Source organism: Pasteurellaceae bacterium RH1A (genome assembly GCA_012221805.1).
Classification (GTDB): Bacteria; Pseudomonadota; Gammaproteobacteria; order Enterobacterales; family Pasteurellaceae; genus RH1A.
Genome location: CP015195.1, coordinates 1,059,446 through 1,076,589 on the forward strand (window position 1 = coordinate 1,059,446; position 17,144 = coordinate 1,076,589).

At 47.7% G+C, this 17,144-nt stretch carries 22 protein-coding genes; 13 read left to right on the forward strand and 9 right to left on the reverse strand.

Annotated features, from left to right (window positions below; translation table 11 throughout):
- Window positions 1-130 precede the first annotated feature (130 nt).
- Both A4G20_04930 and A4G20_04935 read left to right on the forward strand, forming a co-directional pair.
- The gene (locus A4G20_04930; GenBank protein QIW15718.1) at window positions 131-367 is read left to right on the forward strand and encodes a hypothetical protein; all 237 of its coding nucleotides are present in this window, start codon (window positions 131-133) and stop codon (window positions 365-367) included.
- A 129-nt stretch (window positions 368-496) separates the two neighbouring features.
- On the forward strand, window positions 497-802 hold the full coding sequence (locus A4G20_04935) for an ATPase (GenBank protein QIW15719.1): 306 nt from the start codon (window positions 497-499) through the stop codon (window positions 800-802).
- Here A4G20_04935 and A4G20_04940 read toward each other — a convergent pair.
- On the reverse strand, window positions 791-1,465 hold the full coding sequence (locus tag A4G20_04940; protein ID QIW15720.1) for a nitroreductase: 675 nt from the start codon (window positions 1,463-1,465) through the stop codon (window positions 791-793). The genes A4G20_04935 and A4G20_04940 overlap by 12 nt on opposite strands.
- A 185-nt stretch (window positions 1,466-1,650) precedes the next feature.
- On the opposite strand from A4G20_04940, the gene A4G20_04945 reads away from it, so the two are divergent.
- Together A4G20_04945 and A4G20_04950 are read left to right on the forward strand one after the other, a co-directional pair.
- Window positions 1,651-2,523 carry a transcriptional regulator gene (locus A4G20_04945; GenBank protein ID QIW15721.1) on the forward strand — a complete coding sequence of 291 codons (873 nt, stop codon included), beginning with the start codon at window positions 1,651-1,653 and terminating at the stop codon, window positions 2,521-2,523.
- 197 nt (window positions 2,524-2,720) lie between these two features.
- The gene (locus A4G20_04950; GenBank protein QIW15722.1) at window positions 2,721-3,374 is read left to right on the forward strand and encodes a hypothetical protein; all 654 of its coding nucleotides are present in this window, start codon (window positions 2,721-2,723) and stop codon (window positions 3,372-3,374) included.
- 73 nt (window positions 3,375-3,447) lie between these two features.
- Here A4G20_04950 and A4G20_04955 read toward each other — a convergent pair whose 3' ends face one another.
- Window positions 3,448-4,575: a hypothetical protein gene (locus A4G20_04955; GenBank protein QIW15723.1), complete on the reverse strand. Its 1,128-nt coding sequence runs from the start codon at window positions 4,573-4,575 to the stop codon at window positions 3,448-3,450.
- Between the two features lie 194 nt (window positions 4,576-4,769).
- On the opposite strand from A4G20_04955, the gene A4G20_04960 reads away from it, so the two are divergent.
- Entirely contained in the window at window positions 4,770-5,669 is a 900-nt protein-coding gene (locus A4G20_04960) for a LysR family transcriptional regulator (protein QIW15724.1), read from the forward strand.
- Window positions 5,670-5,728: 59 nt separating this feature from the next.
- Here the strand turns inward: A4G20_04960 and A4G20_04965 are convergent, their stop codons facing one another.
- Complete coding sequence (locus tag A4G20_04965) at window positions 5,729-6,583, reverse strand: ABC transporter permease (protein QIW15725.1); 855 nt, start codon at window positions 6,581-6,583, stop codon at window positions 5,729-5,731.
- 194 nt (window positions 6,584-6,777) lie between these two features.
- Between A4G20_04965 and A4G20_04970 the strand changes: the two genes are divergently transcribed.
- Window positions 6,778-7,296, forward strand: a complete 519-nt coding sequence (locus tag A4G20_04970; GenBank protein QIW15726.1) for a MarR family transcriptional regulator — start codon at window positions 6,778-6,780, stop codon at window positions 7,294-7,296.
- A gap of 86 nt (window positions 7,297-7,382) precedes the next feature.
- On the opposite strand, the gene A4G20_04975 is transcribed toward A4G20_04970, so the two are convergent.
- Genes A4G20_04975 through A4G20_04985 form a run of 3 tightly spaced genes read right to left on the reverse strand, consistent with a single transcriptional unit; the run spans window position 7,383 to window position 9,507 of the window.
- Window positions 7,383-8,471 (reverse strand): multidrug transporter, encoded by a 1,089-nt coding sequence (locus A4G20_04975; GenBank protein ID QIW15727.1) that lies wholly within the window; start codon window positions 8,469-8,471, stop codon window positions 7,383-7,385.
- Window positions 8,472-8,524: 53 nt separating this feature from the next.
- The gene (locus A4G20_04980) at window positions 8,525-9,136 is read right to left on the reverse strand and encodes a galactoside O-acetyltransferase (GenBank protein ID QIW15728.1); all 612 of its coding nucleotides are present in this window, start codon (window positions 9,134-9,136) and stop codon (window positions 8,525-8,527) included.
- Between the two features lie 8 nt (window positions 9,137-9,144).
- Window positions 9,145-9,507 carry a hypothetical protein gene (locus A4G20_04985; protein ID QIW15729.1) on the reverse strand — a complete coding sequence of 121 codons (363 nt, stop codon included), beginning with the start codon at window positions 9,505-9,507 and terminating at the stop codon, window positions 9,145-9,147.
- A 183-nt stretch (window positions 9,508-9,690) separates the two neighbouring features.
- Here A4G20_04985 and A4G20_04990 point away from each other — a divergent pair, with 183 nt between their 5' ends.
- Together A4G20_04990 and A4G20_04995 are read left to right on the forward strand one after the other, a co-directional pair.
- Window positions 9,691-10,530, forward strand: a complete 840-nt coding sequence (locus A4G20_04990) for an antirepressor (protein ID QIW15730.1) — start codon at window positions 9,691-9,693, stop codon at window positions 10,528-10,530.
- A 13-nt stretch (window positions 10,531-10,543) separates the two neighbouring features.
- Window positions 10,544-11,386, forward strand: coding sequence for a phage antirepressor protein (locus A4G20_04995; protein QIW15731.1), 843 nt, complete (start codon window positions 10,544-10,546; stop codon window positions 11,384-11,386).
- Between the two features lie 60 nt (window positions 11,387-11,446).
- On the opposite strand, the gene A4G20_05000 is transcribed toward A4G20_04995, so the two are convergent.
- The gene (locus tag A4G20_05000) at window positions 11,447-11,635 is read right to left on the reverse strand and encodes a hypothetical protein (protein QIW15732.1); all 189 of its coding nucleotides are present in this window, start codon (window positions 11,633-11,635) and stop codon (window positions 11,447-11,449) included.
- 122 nt (window positions 11,636-11,757) lie between these two features.
- Here A4G20_05000 and A4G20_05005 point away from each other — a divergent pair, with 122 nt between their 5' ends.
- Together A4G20_05005 and A4G20_05010 are read left to right on the forward strand one after the other, a co-directional pair.
- On the forward strand, window positions 11,758-12,198 hold the full coding sequence (locus A4G20_05005) for a DNA-binding protein (protein QIW15733.1): 441 nt from the start codon (window positions 11,758-11,760) through the stop codon (window positions 12,196-12,198).
- Window positions 12,199-12,273: 75 nt separating this feature from the next.
- Window positions 12,274-13,152, forward strand: a complete 879-nt coding sequence (locus tag A4G20_05010) for a hypothetical protein (protein ID QIW15734.1) — start codon at window positions 12,274-12,276, stop codon at window positions 13,150-13,152.
- A 46-nt stretch (window positions 13,153-13,198) separates the two neighbouring features.
- Here A4G20_05010 and A4G20_05015 read toward each other — a convergent pair whose 3' ends face one another.
- Window positions 13,199-14,146, reverse strand: a complete 948-nt coding sequence (locus A4G20_05015) for an AraC family transcriptional regulator (protein ID QIW15735.1) — start codon at window positions 14,144-14,146, stop codon at window positions 13,199-13,201.
- A gap of 158 nt (window positions 14,147-14,304) precedes the next feature.
- Between A4G20_05015 and A4G20_05020 the strand changes: the two genes are divergently transcribed.
- Window positions 14,305-15,156 carry a hypothetical protein gene (locus A4G20_05020; protein ID QIW15736.1) on the forward strand — a complete coding sequence of 284 codons (852 nt, stop codon included), beginning with the start codon at window positions 14,305-14,307 and terminating at the stop codon, window positions 15,154-15,156.
- 49 nt (window positions 15,157-15,205) lie between these two features.
- Here A4G20_05020 and A4G20_05025 read toward each other — a convergent pair whose 3' ends face one another.
- Window positions 15,206-16,120 (reverse strand): arginase, encoded by a 915-nt coding sequence (locus A4G20_05025; protein QIW15737.1) that lies wholly within the window; start codon window positions 16,118-16,120, stop codon window positions 15,206-15,208.
- A gap of 169 nt (window positions 16,121-16,289) precedes the next feature.
- Between A4G20_05025 and A4G20_05030 the strand changes: the two genes are divergently transcribed.
- Together A4G20_05030 and A4G20_05035 are read left to right on the forward strand one after the other, a co-directional pair.
- Window positions 16,290-16,721, forward strand: coding sequence for a hypothetical protein (locus A4G20_05030; GenBank protein ID QIW16854.1), 432 nt, complete (start codon window positions 16,290-16,292; stop codon window positions 16,719-16,721).
- The gene (locus A4G20_05035; protein ID QIW15738.1) at window positions 16,708-17,136 is read left to right on the forward strand and encodes a hypothetical protein; all 429 of its coding nucleotides are present in this window, start codon (window positions 16,708-16,710) and stop codon (window positions 17,134-17,136) included. Before A4G20_05030 ends, A4G20_05035 begins: the two co-directional genes overlap by 14 nt.
- Window positions 17,137-17,144 lie beyond the last annotated feature (8 nt).

Here is a 17,144-nt window from a genome sequence, read left to right on the forward strand (position 1 = left end):
AAACAATAACATTTCATTAACATTTTTCTAAAATGTGATCATCATCACATTGCTTTTTCAAGAGAGGATTTGCAAAAAAGAAGGAATTTTTTACCGCTTGTTGGCTTATTGAAACCTTAAATTGCCCTGATTGCCCAATTCGCCCATTGAAATCATCGCCGACAGCACCCGTCAGGGCCTGGGCATTGGGCGGATTTTTGAAGTGAATATGGCGCAATTTACTGATAAGGACGACTTTATCCCCATTCTCAAACGCCACTGGCGACAATATCCGCCCCTTTATCTCTATTATGTGCAGACCCAACACCGCCCACAGAAGGTGCAGGTGGTGATTGAGTTTTTGTTGGAGAAGAGTGGGCAGGGCTAGATTTAGCAATACCCAAACAATAATTGTGATCCTGATCGAAAAATTAAACATCCAGTATTGAACTGGATAAAAAGATGATTATACTAGCCCTATAAAACTGACAATAAAACCAGTATTAAAAGGCGAAAAATGAGTGAAATTAAGTTGTTTGAAGAACAGAAAGTACGGTCAATTTGGGACGAAGATCAGGAAAAATGGTATTTTTCCATTGTGGATGTGGTTGCTATTTTAACGGAAAGTGTTGATCCAACCGCATATTGGTGTAAGCTCAAACAACGTCTCAAGGTAGAAGGTAATGAAACCGTGACAAATTGTCACGGGTTGAAATTACTTAGGGACAAATTGTCCCCAAGTAAGTATGTTGACATATCAGACAAAGCACAGCCGTTTTGCAAAATTTCTCGCAAAATCGACCGCTTGTCCTTACCAGTGTAACACCGCAGATTCTTCCACAGGCACACGCCCTAGGTGTTTTTTATTCTGCTGAGCATCCCAATCTGGGTGGCCGAAGGCGATGCCGTGTAGTAGCTTGTAATTTTCAGGTACGCCCAATTCACGGCGAATATCATCGGCAAACATCGATAAAAAGAGCATTGGAATACCGCCAAAACCACGAGCCGTTAAAGAGAGTAGGAAGGTTTGCGAATACATACCAACGTCGCTGGCAAGATTTACATCGTGGTTATCAATGCTTGGCATAAATAAAAAGGCCATATGTGCCGCACCGTAGCCTGTGATGTTTTGTTCAATGACAGGCTGACGGCCTGCCTTGTCTTCACGGGATACGCCAAAGCTGGTGGTAAAGACATGGGCATATTGCTCACGCCAGCGTGGCTCATAAATGCCTGTGTACTTCATCTGGTTAAATTCAAAGTCAGGGCTGAATTTACCTTCCGCAAAACGTTCAGCAAAGATCTTATGCAAACGCTGTAAGGTTTCGCCTGATGCAATATGCACCAGCCAAGGCTGGGTATTACAGGCGGACGGGGCATTTTGAGCATCAGCTAAAATTTGTTTGATTTCACTTTCTGTCATCGGGGTCGGCAGAAATTTGCGGATGGATTGACGGGTTTTTACCGTGGTTTCAAAATCTAACATTGTTTTTTCCTTTCTTCTGAAATGTCTTGATGGCGGCTATTCTAGCTCTTAAAAACAGATGGATGAATAGTCAAAAGTGGGAAGATGATTTTCATATTTGGAAAGCTAAGCCTGGCCGTATTTTTCTTGAATATGAAATGCCTAACTCTTAAAATAAGGCAACTCTTAGCAAATATGGAAAGACTATGAACCTAAACGCCCTTCGTCTCTTTGTTTCTGTCGTCCAAGATGGCAGCTTGTCCAAAACGGCCGAACGCCTGTCTGTGCCCATTGCTACCATCAGCCGTCAGATTGTCGATCTGGAAAAATCCCTGAAAATTCAACTCTTTGACCGCCAGAAAACGGGGGTGAAACCCACTGTGGCTGGGCAGAAACTCTATGAGCAGGTCTATCAAAGTATGGATAATTTGCTGCAGGTTGAGCAGGCTTTTGGTGAAAGTTCTGACGAATTGAGTGGAAAATTGCGGATTTCCACCAGTGCCGGGGCGGAAAAAATTTGGGGCTGGATTGATGAGTTTTGTGCCCTGTATCCGCAGGTCAGCGTGAATTTGCAGGTAACCGACCGCCTGTTGGATTTGGTGGAAGATGGCATTGATTTCGCCTTTCGCAGTGGCGATTTACACACCGACAATGTGGTCGCCAAACGGGTGATGACCGCCCGAGCCAAATGGCTGGCCCATCCTGATCTGCTGGCACGTTTCGGCAGGCCCCAAAGCCCGGCTGATTTGGTCAAGTTCCCCTTGGTCGCCTGGACTAAGGGCGATCAAAAAACCGCCCAAATCCCAATGGGCAAGAAGATCCTGTCCCTGCCCTATGCCTTTGCATCCAACGATATGTACGCCATCATCTACGCCATCAAAAGCGGGCGGGGTCTGGGCCTGTTAGATGAAAACTTCGCCAACCGCCTAATTCAAGAAAATGGACTGATCGAAGTCTTGCCAGACCACCCAATGGACGACTACCCTGTGCATTTGATCTACCTAAGACACCGCCACCAGTCAGCGGTAATGCGGGCTTTTTTGGATTTTATTGATAGCAAGGTGGCTGGGGCTTTATAGGACGCTGGAATAACTTGGATGAATTTGAAACCGTGACAAATTGTCACGGGTTGAAATTGTCTACTGCAAACAGCAAAGAGCGGTCGTTTTGCAAAATCTTTCACAAAAACAACCACTTGCTGTTTATCACAAGCCATTTGACAAGCCCTGACTGCTCGCCCAGAATGATTGATATTGCTAAGGACTAATTCAAAAAGATGACCACACTTGAACCAGAACAACGCCTAGAAGTTGCCGCCACCTTGACCTTTCTTGGCGGCTTTATCGACAGCTATACCTATTTAAATTTCGACCGAGCCATCCCCTTAACACAAACGGGCAATGTGCTTTTTCTCACCCACGATTTTGTTGAACAAAATTGGACAGGGGCAGGAGTTAAGCTTGCCAGCCTGATTAGCTTTATTATCGGCATTGCCCTGGCTCGTTGGGTCAGCCACAAAATGCAGGGCCGGTTTTGGCAGCCTGTGATTTTAAGCCTATTTGCCCTTTTGAGCCTGCTGGCTTATGCCCTAATCAGCCTAGCCCAGCCGATTTTGGTCTTAATTCCGCTGGCCCTTGGACTGGCCTTGACGACAGGGTCCTTTACCAAGGTCAATAACCAGGCTTTTAACGATTCCTTTACCACCGGCAATATCAAAAAAGCTGTCTTTCATTGGAGCAATTATTGCCTGTCTAAAGCCCCACAGGAAAGGAGCATTGCTGGCATTTTTACCCTGCTCGCCCTTGCCTTTATTTCGGGAGCGGTTACTTCAGCCTACCTACAACCCCTGCTTGCTGCCGAAACCCTGCTTATTGCTCCCCTAATAAGTCTCTTACTGGCAGCTTACTTGGCCTATTTGAAAGGAAGGTAGTCTAGGAAAGGTAAAGGGAAATCAAGTACGGTCGTTTTGCAAGAATTTTGACAAAAACGACCGCTTGCTCTGCTTATTTCAAATTCTTCTTAAAGAACTCATCAAACTTGTCGTAAGGCACCTTGCCAGCGGCATCATCATAGAGATCTACGTGAGTGGCGTTTGGTACGATGTAAAGTTCCTTATCTTTTGAGCCCAGTGAGGCAAAGGCTTCTTCCGCAAAGTAGCGTGAATGGGCATTTTCGCCGTGAACCACCAGGGCTGGGGTACGCATTTCAGCTGCTCGTTGCAGGATTGGCATATTCAAGAAGGACAAGCCCATTGTTTTTGACCAACCTGCGGTTGAATTGACCGAACGAGCGTGGTGGCCACGAGAGGTCTTATAGAAATCCGCATACTCTTTCACAAATTTTGGCGTGTCGGCCGTGTGGGTTTCAGGTGCTGGCAGGTGGTCGTTGGCTGCGGTATAAGCTAGCTCACCACTTTCTGCATCTGCCCAGCGTTGGGCATTCATTGTTTCCTTCATTTTATAGCGATCTTCTGCGGTCATCGCTGGTTTACGATCATAGGTGCCTTGGGCGTTCGGGGTGAAGTCGATTTCATAACCCTGAGCCATCACCTTGGTCATATCGTACATTGTAGAAACCGCCACGGCTTTGACACGGGTATCGGAAATCGCTGCATTAAGGGCGAAGCCACCCCAGCCACAAATACCTAAAATCCCGATTTGATCACGATTAACGAAATCTTGTAAGCCTAGGAAATCCACCGCGGCTGAGAAGTCTTCGGTGTTGATGTCTGGGCTGGCAATGTTGCGTGGTTCGCCGCCGCTTTCGCCCGTGTAAGAGCCGTCAAAGGCAAGAGTGACAAAGCCACGTTCTGCCAAGTGTTGGGCATATAGGCCTGATGATTGTTCCTTCACCGCACCAAATGGGCCACTGACCGCAATGGCAGGCAATTTGCCCTTGGCATTTTTCGGCACATAGAGATCGCCCACGATGGTAATGCCGTAGCGGTTTTTAAATTGCACCTTGTGGTGTTCGACTTTATCAGATTGTTTGAAAATCTTATCCCAGTTATTGGTCACTTGCACGGTTTCTACCCCCTTCATTGCGGTGATGTTTACGTCTGCCAAGGCAGATGTACTGAAAGTCGCTGCCATTGTTGCAGCCAGTAAAGTGGTTTTTAAAAATTTAGTCATTTGCTTTTCCTTTCTGTAAATGGTTAAAAAGAACAGGCGAATTGCCTTGGAATGGGGGCATTATAGGCAGGGAATATTGAAAATAAAATTGCTAATTTACGAATAGACTGTTCTTGTTTTGAGAATAATTCTAACGTAAGATGCTTGTAAATTTTTTGATTTTGACGACCGCTTGTTGTCTGCCAAGGAAGCCTATGAACAAATTTGATGCTATTCAATACTTCTGTATTGCTGCTGAAACCCAGAATTTTCGGGAAACAGCCAATCGCTTGGCCATTTCGCCCTCCGTGATCACCCGTGTGATTAACGAGTTAGAAGCCCAACTAGGCGAACAACTCTTTAAACGCAATACACGCAATATCAAGCTCACTGCCTTCGGCGAGGCCTTTTTGCCCAAGGCAGAGCAGTGGTTAAAAGACAGTGAACGGCTCTTTATCAAGGCAAAAGAACAGGATGAAATGGCAGGCATTGTGCGGATTACTGTCCCAGCCTGGCGACATAATGATTTGATATTAAAGGCACTTTTTGAAGCCACTGCGCCTTATCCAGACTTAATTATTGATTGGCGAGATGATATGAACAAGCTGGATTTGGTAGAACATCGCATAGATATGGGCTTACGCATTGGGCTGGAGCCCAACCATGATTTCATCGTGCGAACCATTACGCAAATCGGTGATGTGCTGGTAGCACGCCCCAACCTAATTGCCGAATTGGGGCCGCCACAAGATCTGGAGGACTTTGCCCAGCGTTACCCTTTTGTAGCGCCCATCAATCCAGCCACCGGCAGGCCTTGGCACTTGCAGCTTAATCCTGAGCAAGCGCTCTTGCCACGCCGCATTAATTTCTACCATAGCGAACCTTACAGCGGTTTACAGGCCATTTTAAGTGGCAAGTCAGCTGGGTTGGTCAGCGATTTTATTGCCAAACCCTATCTTGAAAGTGGCGAATTGCAGCAGCTTCTTCCTCAAATCCCCATTCAAAAATGGCAGCTCTTTTTATACCGCCCCTATCAAACCGTCACCAGTACAAGGGTGTTAAGGGTGTTTGACTTGATGACGGAAATTTTGCATAGGGTCTTCAGGCCTGGCTAGATAGAGGGGAAGAGCAAATTAAAGATCTTTGGGTTGCCAGGCCTCAATCTTGAAAGAAGTTATCCAGCACGCAAGCTTTTCTGTACGCCGTAAATGGAAATCAGGGCCAGTGCAAAACCGAGTAGGGCTTTGCCGCCCATGCTTTGCCCTAAGAACAACCAGCCAAGTACAAAGGCACAGACTGGGCTGAGTAAGCCGAGTGAGGAGACGGCGGCGGGCGGAAGTTTGTTAATGCCACGAAAATAGAGAAAATAAGACAGGACTGCACCAAAGAGGCAGAGATAGAGATAGCCACCGATGTTGGCAAGGCTGAGTCTATCGGGCAGGGTTTCATAGGTGAGTGCCACAGGGACGAGTACTAGCCCGCCAAGCAACAACTGCCAGCCGGTAAAGGCCAGTATGGAAAGGCTGTGCTGCCATTGTTTGGAAAAATACACCCCCAGTGCCATGGAAAAGGCCCCGGCCAGGGCGGCCATGATGCCTATGCTGTCAAAGGCAGCCTGTGGCGAAAGTACCAAAAGCCCAATGCCGATCACGCCAAGTGCCGCAGCTCCCCAGGCCGTTTTGGGCGGCCTTTGCTTGCCAATTAGCCACATGAGTGCCAGCACCATCAAGGTTTGTGTGGAAGAGAGAATGGCCGCCACACCACCTGGCAAGCGGTAAGCGGCAATAAACAACATGGCCTGGAAAAAGCCAAGATTAAGCACAGCAAGCATGAATAGCTTCAGCCATTCGTTTCGTTTAGGCAGCTCACGAGTGTAGAGTAGCAGTAGCAAGCCAGCAGGCAGGCAACGCAGGAGGGCCGCAGTAAAGGGGCGGTCGGGCGGCAGAAATTCGGTGGTGACTAGATAGGTGCTGCCCCAAATCAGCGGTGCCAGAGCAGTGGTGAAAATAATGGCCAAAGGATGGTTCATAATGCTCTCCTTATTCTACTGATTGCACAAGGCGATGAATGCTTGGCGGATTTTGGGGCTGTTTGTAAACATGATAAACTCCTTTAAAATATAAATAGATTAAATTGTCTTGAAATCAAGATATTTTTACTATATTGATAAATTATCTTGATGTCAAGATAAGTAATCGACTTTTACTAAGAGAGCAGCAAAGCATGAATACAGCCCAAGATGCCCACGATGCTGTTGATGCCATCGTGGCACAATGGAAGCAAGAAATCCCGACACTGGCCAGCGAAAACATGGCTTTGATTGGCAGAATTCGCCGCATCAGTATGATGTTGAATGCCTATTTAGAGCAGGAATTCGTTAAACACAGCCTCAATAACTGGCAATTCGATGTACTCGCCACTCTGCGCCGTAGCGGCCCGCCCTATACGCTGACACCAACCGCCCTATTTTCCAGCATGATGGTCAGCTCTGGCACCATGAGTACCCGCCTAAAACACCTGGAGGCCGATGGCCTGATCGAACGCCTGCCCAACCCCGAAGATGCACGCAGCCTGTTGGTAAAATTAAGTGATAAGGGATTTGAGTTGATCGAAAAAGCGGTATTTCCGCATGTGGACAATGAAGCACGCTTGCTGGCCAGCCTGCCTCAAGAGGTGCGCCAGCGGCTGGAGGCGGATGTGAAGTTACTGTTGAAGGTGGTGGAAGAGGCAGTTGGGGGTTGAGGTAGAGCAACAAGCGGTCATTTTTGCAAGATTTTTCGCAAAAACGACCGCTTGTTGATGAGAATGCAAAGGTGTTTTTCGTAAATCTATTCCACCCCTTCCCACCAAGGATCAAACTGATAAATCTCAGGCTGGTACTTTTCGCCCTGCTTCGGCACATCAAGCCGCAGCTGTTTTGTCTGAGCGGTTTGAACCGCCAGTTTAATGGACTGATCCCAAGGGTTTTTGCCTAGGTTAAACACGCCCCAGTGGATAGGCAGCATGGTTTTTGCATTCAGATCCAGGCTGGCTTGTACGGCTTGGTCGGGGAACATATGGGTGTTGGGCCAGCCTGGGTTGGCGGCGTCGATTTCCATAAAGGCCAGGTCAAAACTGCCGTATTTCTGCCCTAGTTGGGAGAAGTGCTTACCGTAGCCTGAATCGCCACTCCAAAAGAGCCGCTTGCCTGCTCCTTCAAAGACAAAGGAGGCCCAGAGGGTCTTATCTCGGTCATCTCGCCAACGGGACGAATAATGCACCGCAGGCTCGGCTGTGTAGGTTACTCCAGCAAGCGTGATGGACTCGCCCCAGCCTAGCTCGGTGATTTTATCCGCAGGCACGCCCCAGGATTGCAGGCGAGCACCTACGCCCAGTGGGGTAACAAAATGAGGAACCTTGTCTGCCAAGTAACGCATGGTTGCGGTTTCTAGGTGATCATAGTGATCGTGGGTAATGATTACCACATCTAGGGCAGGCAGGTCTTGGCGAGCTAATGGCGCAGGCTGAAAGCGAGGGACAAGAAAGGGCAGAGCAATCGGAGCAGCGTTGTCGAACACGGGGTCAATCAAGATCCGTTGCTTGTTTAGCTCCAAAATGGCCGATGAATGCCCCAGCCAATAATAGGCTAAGTCTTCAGGCGATCCAAAGCTGTTCTTATCCAAATTGACCACTGGCAGGGGAGATTTGGGAGCATAAGGCTTGTGTGGCACCCAACTGCCTTCGCCCGTTACTTTATCGGCATAAAAAACCAAGGGTTCAGGGCTTTGGAACTGGCCATTTTGATAGTAGGGCAGGTGTTCAAAACGCTTGCCATCAGGCAGGTCACCAATGTTCTGATAAACGCTATAAGCCGCTATACCTAAACCAAGCCCAACCACACCTAGGGTTGATAGGCTATACTTTAACCATTTTTTCATTTGCTTTCCTGTTTGAAATTAAAAAAAGGGTATTTTACACCTATTTGCTGTGTTTAGCTCAAACTATCATCAAAATACCGAGCCTGATAATCCAGCCTATCCTGCTCGGTAATGGCTCGAACCACACGGCAGGGATTGCCCATGGCCAGGCTATTGGCTGGAATATCTTTGGTTACCACCGAACCTGCGGCAATCACCACATTATCCCCAATGGTTACGCCACCTAAGATCACAATACTTCCGCACACCCAAACATTATTGCCAATCACAATGGGCTTGGCAGTTTCCCAGCCTTCAGCCCTTAAGCTTGGGTCAAGGGGATGATTTACGGTATAAAGGCTGACATTGGGGCCGAACATCACATTATCACCGATTGTCACACCACCGTTGTCTAAAATGATGCAGTTGGCATTAGCATAAAAGTGCTTGCCCACCTCAATAAATCTACCGTAATCGCAATGGAAAGGGGAGTTGATCTTGGTGGTTTCATCTGCCTTGCCTAGAATTTGCTGGAGTAGGGCCTGTTTTTCCGCCTTTTGGCTGGGGCGGAGGACATAGTTATAGTCAAAGAGCCTTTCTCTGTTGGCTTGCCGTAGGGTGGTTAGTTCATTTTCATAAGGCTGATGGGCTAAGCCCTGAAGCATTTTTTCTTTTTCGGTCAGCATTGTTTTTCCTATTTTTGGGTTAAATCATAAGACCAATCGATTAGTTTGCGCATTTCATCCCAGTCAAAACCACGGTCTAGCACAATGGTCAGCCAGTGTTTTTTGTTCATGTGGTAGGCAGGCAAAACGTTTTTATCTTGTTGCAGAATGCTCACCATATCTGGCACACATTTAAGGTTGAGAAAATCGGTTTCCCCCGCTTCTGGAAGCCCCAATTTTGCCTTGCTTATTCTACCAATCAGGGCGAACCACTTGCCTTTGGCGCTGGCGTGGCGAAGCACGGCATAATCAGGCAGGTTTTGCCAGAGATATTCAGCTTGCACGCTATATTGGTTGGCAGCGTAGTCTAAGATGGTTTGGCGTTGGGACATGGTTCTTCCTTTTAAAGGTTTGTATGTAGGGATATTACATCAAGAATCCACACTTTTTTATTTTTGCAAGCAATAAAAATAAATTTTTCGATCGGGATCGCAAAATTACTTATCCAGTATTGCACTGGATGTTTTTTTATTTATACTAAAGAACTGTAAATTCAATCAGTATCTAAGGACAAGATGATGAACGAGATTAAGCTCTTTGAAAGCCAACAAGTGCGGTCGGTTTGGGACGAAGAAAGGGAAGAGTGGTTCTTTTCGGTTGTGGATATAGTGCAAGTTCTAACTGGCTCAGATAATCCACGTCGTTATTGGAGCGATTTAAAGCGAAAGATGAAGAAAGAAGGAGTAGAAGATCAGTTGTACGAAAAAATCGTACAACTGAAGTTGCCATCTTCAGATGGAAAATCCTATAAGACGGATGTGGCTGATACACAAACGGTTTTCCGTGTTATCCAATCCATCCCCAGCCCCAAAGCAGAGCCCTTTAAACTCTGGTTGGCAGAAGTAGGCAAGGAACGTTTAGACGAAATGCAAGACCCTGAACTTTCTATAGACCGAGCGTTGGCCCAATATCTCAAGTTAGGTTATTCAGAAAGCTGGATTAACCAGCGTTTAAAAAGCATTGAAATTCGCAAGGAATTGACTGATGAATGGCAGAAACGGGGCGTGCAGGGCAAAGAATTTGCCTTGTTGACGGATTTACTCACTAAAACCTGGTCGGGCAAGAGCACCAAGGAATATAAGGTTTTGAAGGGGCTGAAGAAGGAAAACCTGCGAGACAATATGACCAACACCGAGCTGATTTTAAATATGTTGGCGGAAGCATCCACCAAGGACATTTCCCAAGCCCTTGAGCCAGAAACCTTGGCGGAAAATATGCAGGTTGCCCAGCAGGGTGGCGATGTGGCAAAAACGGCGCGAGAAGCCTTGGAAGCCCGTACAGGCAAGAAGGTGGTCACATCTGCCAATGCGACAACAGCAATGCTGGGGCAGTCTAAGGGCTTGAAAAAGGCTTAATCAAGGAGCAATTATGAACGAGATTAAATTATTTGAAAGCCAACAAGTGCGGTCAATTTGGGATGAAGAACGGGAAGAGTGGTTCTTTTCGGTGATTGATGTGGTGCAAATTCTAACCGACAGTGCTGATCCCAAGCAATATGTCAAGAAAATGCGTAGCCGTGATCCTGAGCTCAATCTCAAGTGGGGTACAATTTGTACCCCAGTTCAAATGCTGGGCTTAGATGGAAAGAAACGTAAAATTCAGGCGGCAACAATACAAGGCATTTTCCGTATTATCCAATCCATTCCATCACCCAAGGCAGAGCCTTTTAAGATGTGGTTGGCGGAAGTGGGCAAGGAGCGGATTGATGAGATTATCGACCCTGAATTGACCATCGACCGTGCCTTGGCAACCTATCTGAAAAAGGGTTATTCACGGGAGTGGATCAACCAACGCCTGCAAGCCATTCAGGTACGTAAGGAGCTGACCGACACCTGGCAGGATCATGGGGTGAAAGAAGGGCGGGAGTTTGCCATTCTAACCAATGAAATTTCTAAGGCTTGGAGCGGAATGACCACCCGAGAATATAAGGATTTCAAGGGCTTAAAGAAGGAAAACCTGCGGGATAATATGTCCACGCTGGAGCTGGTGCTCAATATGTTGGCAGAAGCAACCACAACGGAGCTAACCAAGGCAGCCGATCCCCAAGGCTTAGAAGAGAATAAAAAAGTGGCACAAGAAGGCGGTAGCATTGCAGGTGACGCACGGCGTGCTATTGAAAGCAAAACCGGCAAGCCTGTGGTTAGCCCGAAGAATGCAGTGGATTTTTCAAGGCTGATTGAAGATGTGGTCAAGGCGGTGGAGGAGAAGTGATGCAAGCGGGGTAATTTGGGGAAAATTCTGCAAGATAGGTTGTGCTTGGGTTTCCCTATTCTATAGCTTATCCCTTCCCACTCTAGCCAAACAAAACTCCACAAAAGCCTTCACCAAAGCCGACGGATGCCTGTGTGCCAGATAAAGAATATGCAGATCGAACACGGGCTTGTCAAAATCTGCCAGTATTTCCTGCAAGCCCTGTTCGGCAATCAGGCGATTGACATTTAAGCCTATGAAGCTTCTCATTTTGAAATTAATAGGTGTATTATGCAAATTTGCTTTTATTTGAAAAAATTTAGTTAATTTTAAGACTACTTATCCCCGCCCCAACCTGCTACAATTTCCCAAAAAGCAACAAAGGAAAGCGTATGAACGGTTTTGATCTTATCGGCGCCCACATCGGTGAAATTGACACAATGATTGATGACTGGATTAGCCAGTTGGGTTTGGGCTATAACCATTTTGCGGTCTTGCACACCCTTGCCAGCAGCCCCGATGGGCAGTGCACCCAAAAGCAGATCTGCCAAGCCTACTACCTGCCTAAGCAAACGGTTTTTAATGTCTGCAAGGAATATAAGGAAAAGGGCTGGATTGACTTTCAACCCAGCCCGCAAGATAAGCGTGAACGCCTAATGCAGCTCACCGAGTTGGGCAAGCAGCAGGCGGAGCCGATTGTAAGGCGGACCAACCAGCTCTTTGATGGGGCCTTGGCTCAATTTGGCGCCGAAAAAAGTGCCCTGCTCTTTAGCCTGATGAGCGAATTTTGTCAGGTTTGCTATGCTCAAATGGATAAGCTTAAGGAAGGATAGTCTTAAAATTTACTTGTTAAAAGTCCTAAAAATGACTATTATAGCCACCATATAGTAAATTTTAGGACTTATTTTATGCAGACAACCCAATTATCCCTTGAAAATCCTTCCCCCAATGCCCTTCGCACCCTAAAGCAGATTGCCTATAACTACCGCCACAAGCTGCTCTACACCTTTGGCTTGGTTGCCTTGGAAAATGGCTTATTCCTGCTCTATCCCTTGGTCGGCAGCTTTGCGGTGAATGCCGTCTTGCAGGGCAAGACTTGGCAGGCTCTGCTGTATGCCTTAATGATTTTAGTGATTTGGGTGGTCGGCTCTGCCCGTCGGGCGGTGGATACCCGCACCTTCGTGCATATCTATGCCAGCCTTGCCGTGCCCGTGATTCTCAATCAAAAAGCCAAGGGAACTACATCGTCCGCCACCGCCCACGCCGCCCTTTCACGCCAGTTCGTGACCTTTTTTGAAGAACACCTACCCGTGCTGATTACCGCGATTTTCTCCATTGTCGGCTCGGTGATAATGCTGCTCTTGATCGAATTTTGGGTTGGTTTGACCGCACTTTTGGTCTTGATAGGCTTTGCCTTGGTGCTGCCTAATTATATGAAAATCAACGACCGCCTGTATTTCAAACTCAACAACCGCCTTGAAAACGAAGTCAAGGTGATTGAAGGCAACCGCTCCCACGCCCTTAACAAGCACTACGGCCTGCTATCCAAAATTCGCATTGCCATATCCAACCGAGAAGCCAGTAGCTATCTCTTTATCGGGCTGGCAATGGCCGTGCTTTTTGCCACCAGCCTGATTAGCCTAAGCCAGCAAGCCGACGTGCAGGCAGGGCATATTTATGCCGTTATCACTTATTTATGGATCTTTGCAATGTCGCTAGATGATATGCCCCGTTTGGTGGAACAGTTCTCCGAGCTCAAGGACATTGGCCAGCGAGTGGAAGTGTAGGGCAAGCGGTGCAAAATCCTTGATTTTTTGCACCGCTTGCAAGCCTTTAAACCATCTCCTTTCCCCCAAAACTCCCCCGCCATTCACTAGGGCTCACCTTAAACCTTGCCTTAAAACGTTCCCGAAAATGTGTTACCGTGCCGAAACCCACTTGGTAGGCGATTTGTTCAATGGTTAGCCCGCTATTTTCCAATAATTCTTGGCTGCGGTTCAGGCGTGCCACCGTTAGCCATTCCACTAGGTTCATTCCTGTTGCCTTGTGAAAATGGCGACTAAAGGTGCGGCGGCTCATTTGGCTGCGGTCGGCCAGATCGGCTAGCGAATGGGCTTGGTCCAGATGGGTTTGCAGGTAGTCTAGTAGGCGGTTGATCCGCTCATCGGGGGTGTTTTTCGGCACTTGCATTTGGATAAACTGTGCCTGGCCGCCCGTGCGGTGGGGGGCGGAAACCAAGATTCGGGCTAAGCGGTTGGCAACATTCGCCCCTTTTATTTCACGGATCAGGTGCAGGCAACAATCCAGCCCTGCCATCGCCCCTGCTGATGTGGTGATCTGACCGTCAGTGATGTAAAGGCTGTTGGTGTCTAACCGAGCCTTTGGAAAACGAGCGGCGAAATCCTGCTCTGCCAGCCAGTGGGTGGCGGTTTGCTTGCCGTCCAGTAAACCTGCATAAGCCAAGCCATAAGCCCCATAACAAAGCCCAACCAATTTTGCCCCACGCTGGTAGGCGGTTTGCAATTTTTCCATAAAGTCGCTTGATGGCATACCGCCAGCCCAGCCTGCAATCACGATCATCTCTGCCCAGTCAAAAAGCGACAAATCCCCGTCCACAGGCACAATCGTCCCCAGGTCGCTGACCTGATTTTCTCCCGTCTCGGACGCAATTTTCAGCTCAAACAGGGGAAAGCCGTCCAGTTCCGCCTTAAAGAGCGAATGGGGAATGCTGAACACGATATGGTTGAATTGGGGATAGGCGTATAAGACGATTTTTTGCATAAATTGAGTTCATTTTGAGTGACAAGTGGTCGCATTTTAGCAAAATCTTGCAAATTGGCACAATTATTTCTCTCTTTGGCATAAATGCCACTTTTGACCTATCTATAAATCCGTAAAATAGGCTACGTTCATTCAACATCTTAACAAAGGAAAATTTTATGAAATTGAAAGCAAAATTAACCGCACTTCTTATCAGCTCAACCCTTGCGATGTCTGCCTTCGCCCAAGACAGCTACCAGCATATCCGCAATGCTACGGCAAAAATTGAATACGCAGGGCAGACCTTTTTGGTCGATCCTTTCTTTGCTAAAAAAGACTCAATGGCAGGTTTTGCAGGCACATTTAATGAAGAAAAACGTATGCCGCTGGTAGATCTACCGATGTCCACCGACAAGGTTTTAGACGGTGTAGAGGCGGTGATCGTGACCCACACCCACGAAGATCACTGGGACGAAACGGCTGCCCAAACCATTCCTAAAGACTTGCCGATTTTTGTGCAACATCAGGCTGATGCCGAGAAGATCCGCAACCAAGGCTTTAAAAATGTGCAAGTGCTTAACGGATCAGCCGAGTTTAATGGCGTGAAATTAAGCAAAACAGGCGGTTCTCACGGGACAATCGAAATGTATGCGATCCCTGAACTGGCGAAAGGGTTAGGCGATGCAATGGGCGTAGTTTTCCAAAAGGACGGACATAAAACCGCCTACATTATGGGCGATACCATTTGGACGGCAGACGTGCATAAGGCACTCACCACCTATCAGCCAGATATTCTAGTGATGAACACAGGCTTTGCCCGCATTAAGGGAATGGAAGACGGCATTATTATGGGCGTAGAAGATGTCGCCAAAGCCAGCCGTTTTGCGCCGAAGGCTCAAATTATCACGGTACATATGGACACCGTAAACCACACAGCCACCAGCCGTGCAGATATGCGGAAATTCGTCCAAGGCGAAGGCATTGCAGATAAGGTCGCTGTGCCTGAAGATGGGGAAGTGATTAAGTTTTAAGCTTGCAAGCGGTGTAAATTTTTGGAGAATTTGCACCGCTTGCTTTCTCCTACTCCCCCAAAAGTGGCAAACTATGTAACAAGTTCCGCAACTTAATCACTTCTCTTGGCATTGGCTCGGCGATGGTTAAGCCTACCAGATCATAGGCCTGGGCAATGTCGCCAATCAAACGGCTGACGGCGGCCACCTTAATTCCATCAGGATCTGCCGCCACGGCAGTGCGAAGATCGGCAGGATCAAGGGCGTCTAAATCCAGATGGATCAGCACCTTACGCTTGCCTGTTGCTTGCAAGAAGGCCAGCACATCATCGCTCTTAGCATTCACACTGGCAGAACTGATCTTGGTCACGCCAAATTTTTCCACCCGTTCCACATCTGCAGGATAAGAGCGAAAGCCCACAATGGCCGCATTTTTAGGCTCAATAAAGGCAGGTAGCTTGCCGATAATCTGCTCATCACCCTTGCCAGCCAAGGCAGAGAGTGCCATTGCGTGATAGCCCACATAGCCTTCATTGGGCAGGGTCAAATCGGGGTGGGCGTCAATCCAAACCACCGCCACATCGCCCTGATACTTGTCCGCCAAATAGCTAAAAGGAGCAACGCTGACCGAGCATTCCCCTCCCAACGTAACAATGCGGTCAGGCTGGTGCTGCTTGATAATGTCCAATGCGGCTTGCAGTTGGGCAGTGACGGCAGGATAGGCATAAATCCCCTGCTGGGTCGCCACCTGTTCGCCTGTATAGTCAAGGCTAACAGGCACGGTCGCCTTGGCCGCCTTGCTTGCAGGGGCCAGCCATTCCAGCAGTTGCGAGCCGATAAAATAGCCCTGGGCCGCATCTTGCTGGCTGAGTTCTGGCACAAGTGGTTGCATAATGGCAGGATCTGCCCCCTGCCATTGGGGAAAGGTTAAGCGTAGGGTCTTGTTCATTTTTCTTCCTTTAAGTGAATTGCAAAGTGCGGTCATCTTAAGGGGGATTTTATCCCTTGTATATGAATTATTCTTTCTGCTTAGAAAAATCCATTTTTATGATGAGTTAAGAAAAAACTTGCAAATAGTCTATAACAGGACTAAAATAGTCCTGTTTTAGACTTTAATTCACTAAAGAGGTAATATAATGAACCAAAATCAAGCTATCCCAATGAGCCTTAAAGAGCGTCTCTTTCACTCGGTCTTATTTGAACTGGGGGCGATTGCTGTCTCTAGTCTCTTAGTCTTAGCCTTTTCAAATGTGGAGACTGGCACAGCACTTAGCGCAGGTATTGCCATGGCAATCATGGCCATGGTGTGGAACTTTGTGTTTAACTATGGCTTTGACAAGATCTTTACCGCTCCTCGTGAAACACGGGGCTTGGGCTTACGGATTTTTCACACCATCAGCTTTGAAGCAGGCTTGCTGATTTTTACCATTCCGATGATTGCCTATCTCTTGGATTTAAGCCTCTGGCAGGCCTTTTTAGCTGATGTGGGGCTGACTGTGGTTATCACCGTTTATGCCCTGATTTTCAACTGGGTTTACGACAATCTGCGCCTGAAATTTGTGGGAGGTCAATATGAGCCAGTTTGATCACCTAGGCCAAACCGCCAGCCACCTGTTCGGGCTTTATGAAGGCTGGGCCAAGAGCAAGGGGCTGAACTATGCCAGCCTTGCCGTCCTGCATGCCTTGGTTAAAAACACGGCCAGCACCCAAAAGCAGATTGGCCGCCAGTGGGCCTTGCCCAAACAAACCCTGTCTGCCACCTGCCAAAAGCTGGCAAAGGACGGCTTAATTGGCTTTTCCAACACGGAAACAGACGGCAGGGAAAAGCAGCTCTACCTGACAGAACAGGGCAAAGCCTTCGCTACTTCCCTCATTTATGAGCTAGATGAACTTGAGCAACAGGCCCTTGACGACTTTGGGCGTAAAAGGGCGGATAAGTTTGTGGGGGAAATGATGATTTTTGTGGAAAAGCTAGAAGGCCTTATGCAAAAAGCCTCTTAGGCAGGCTC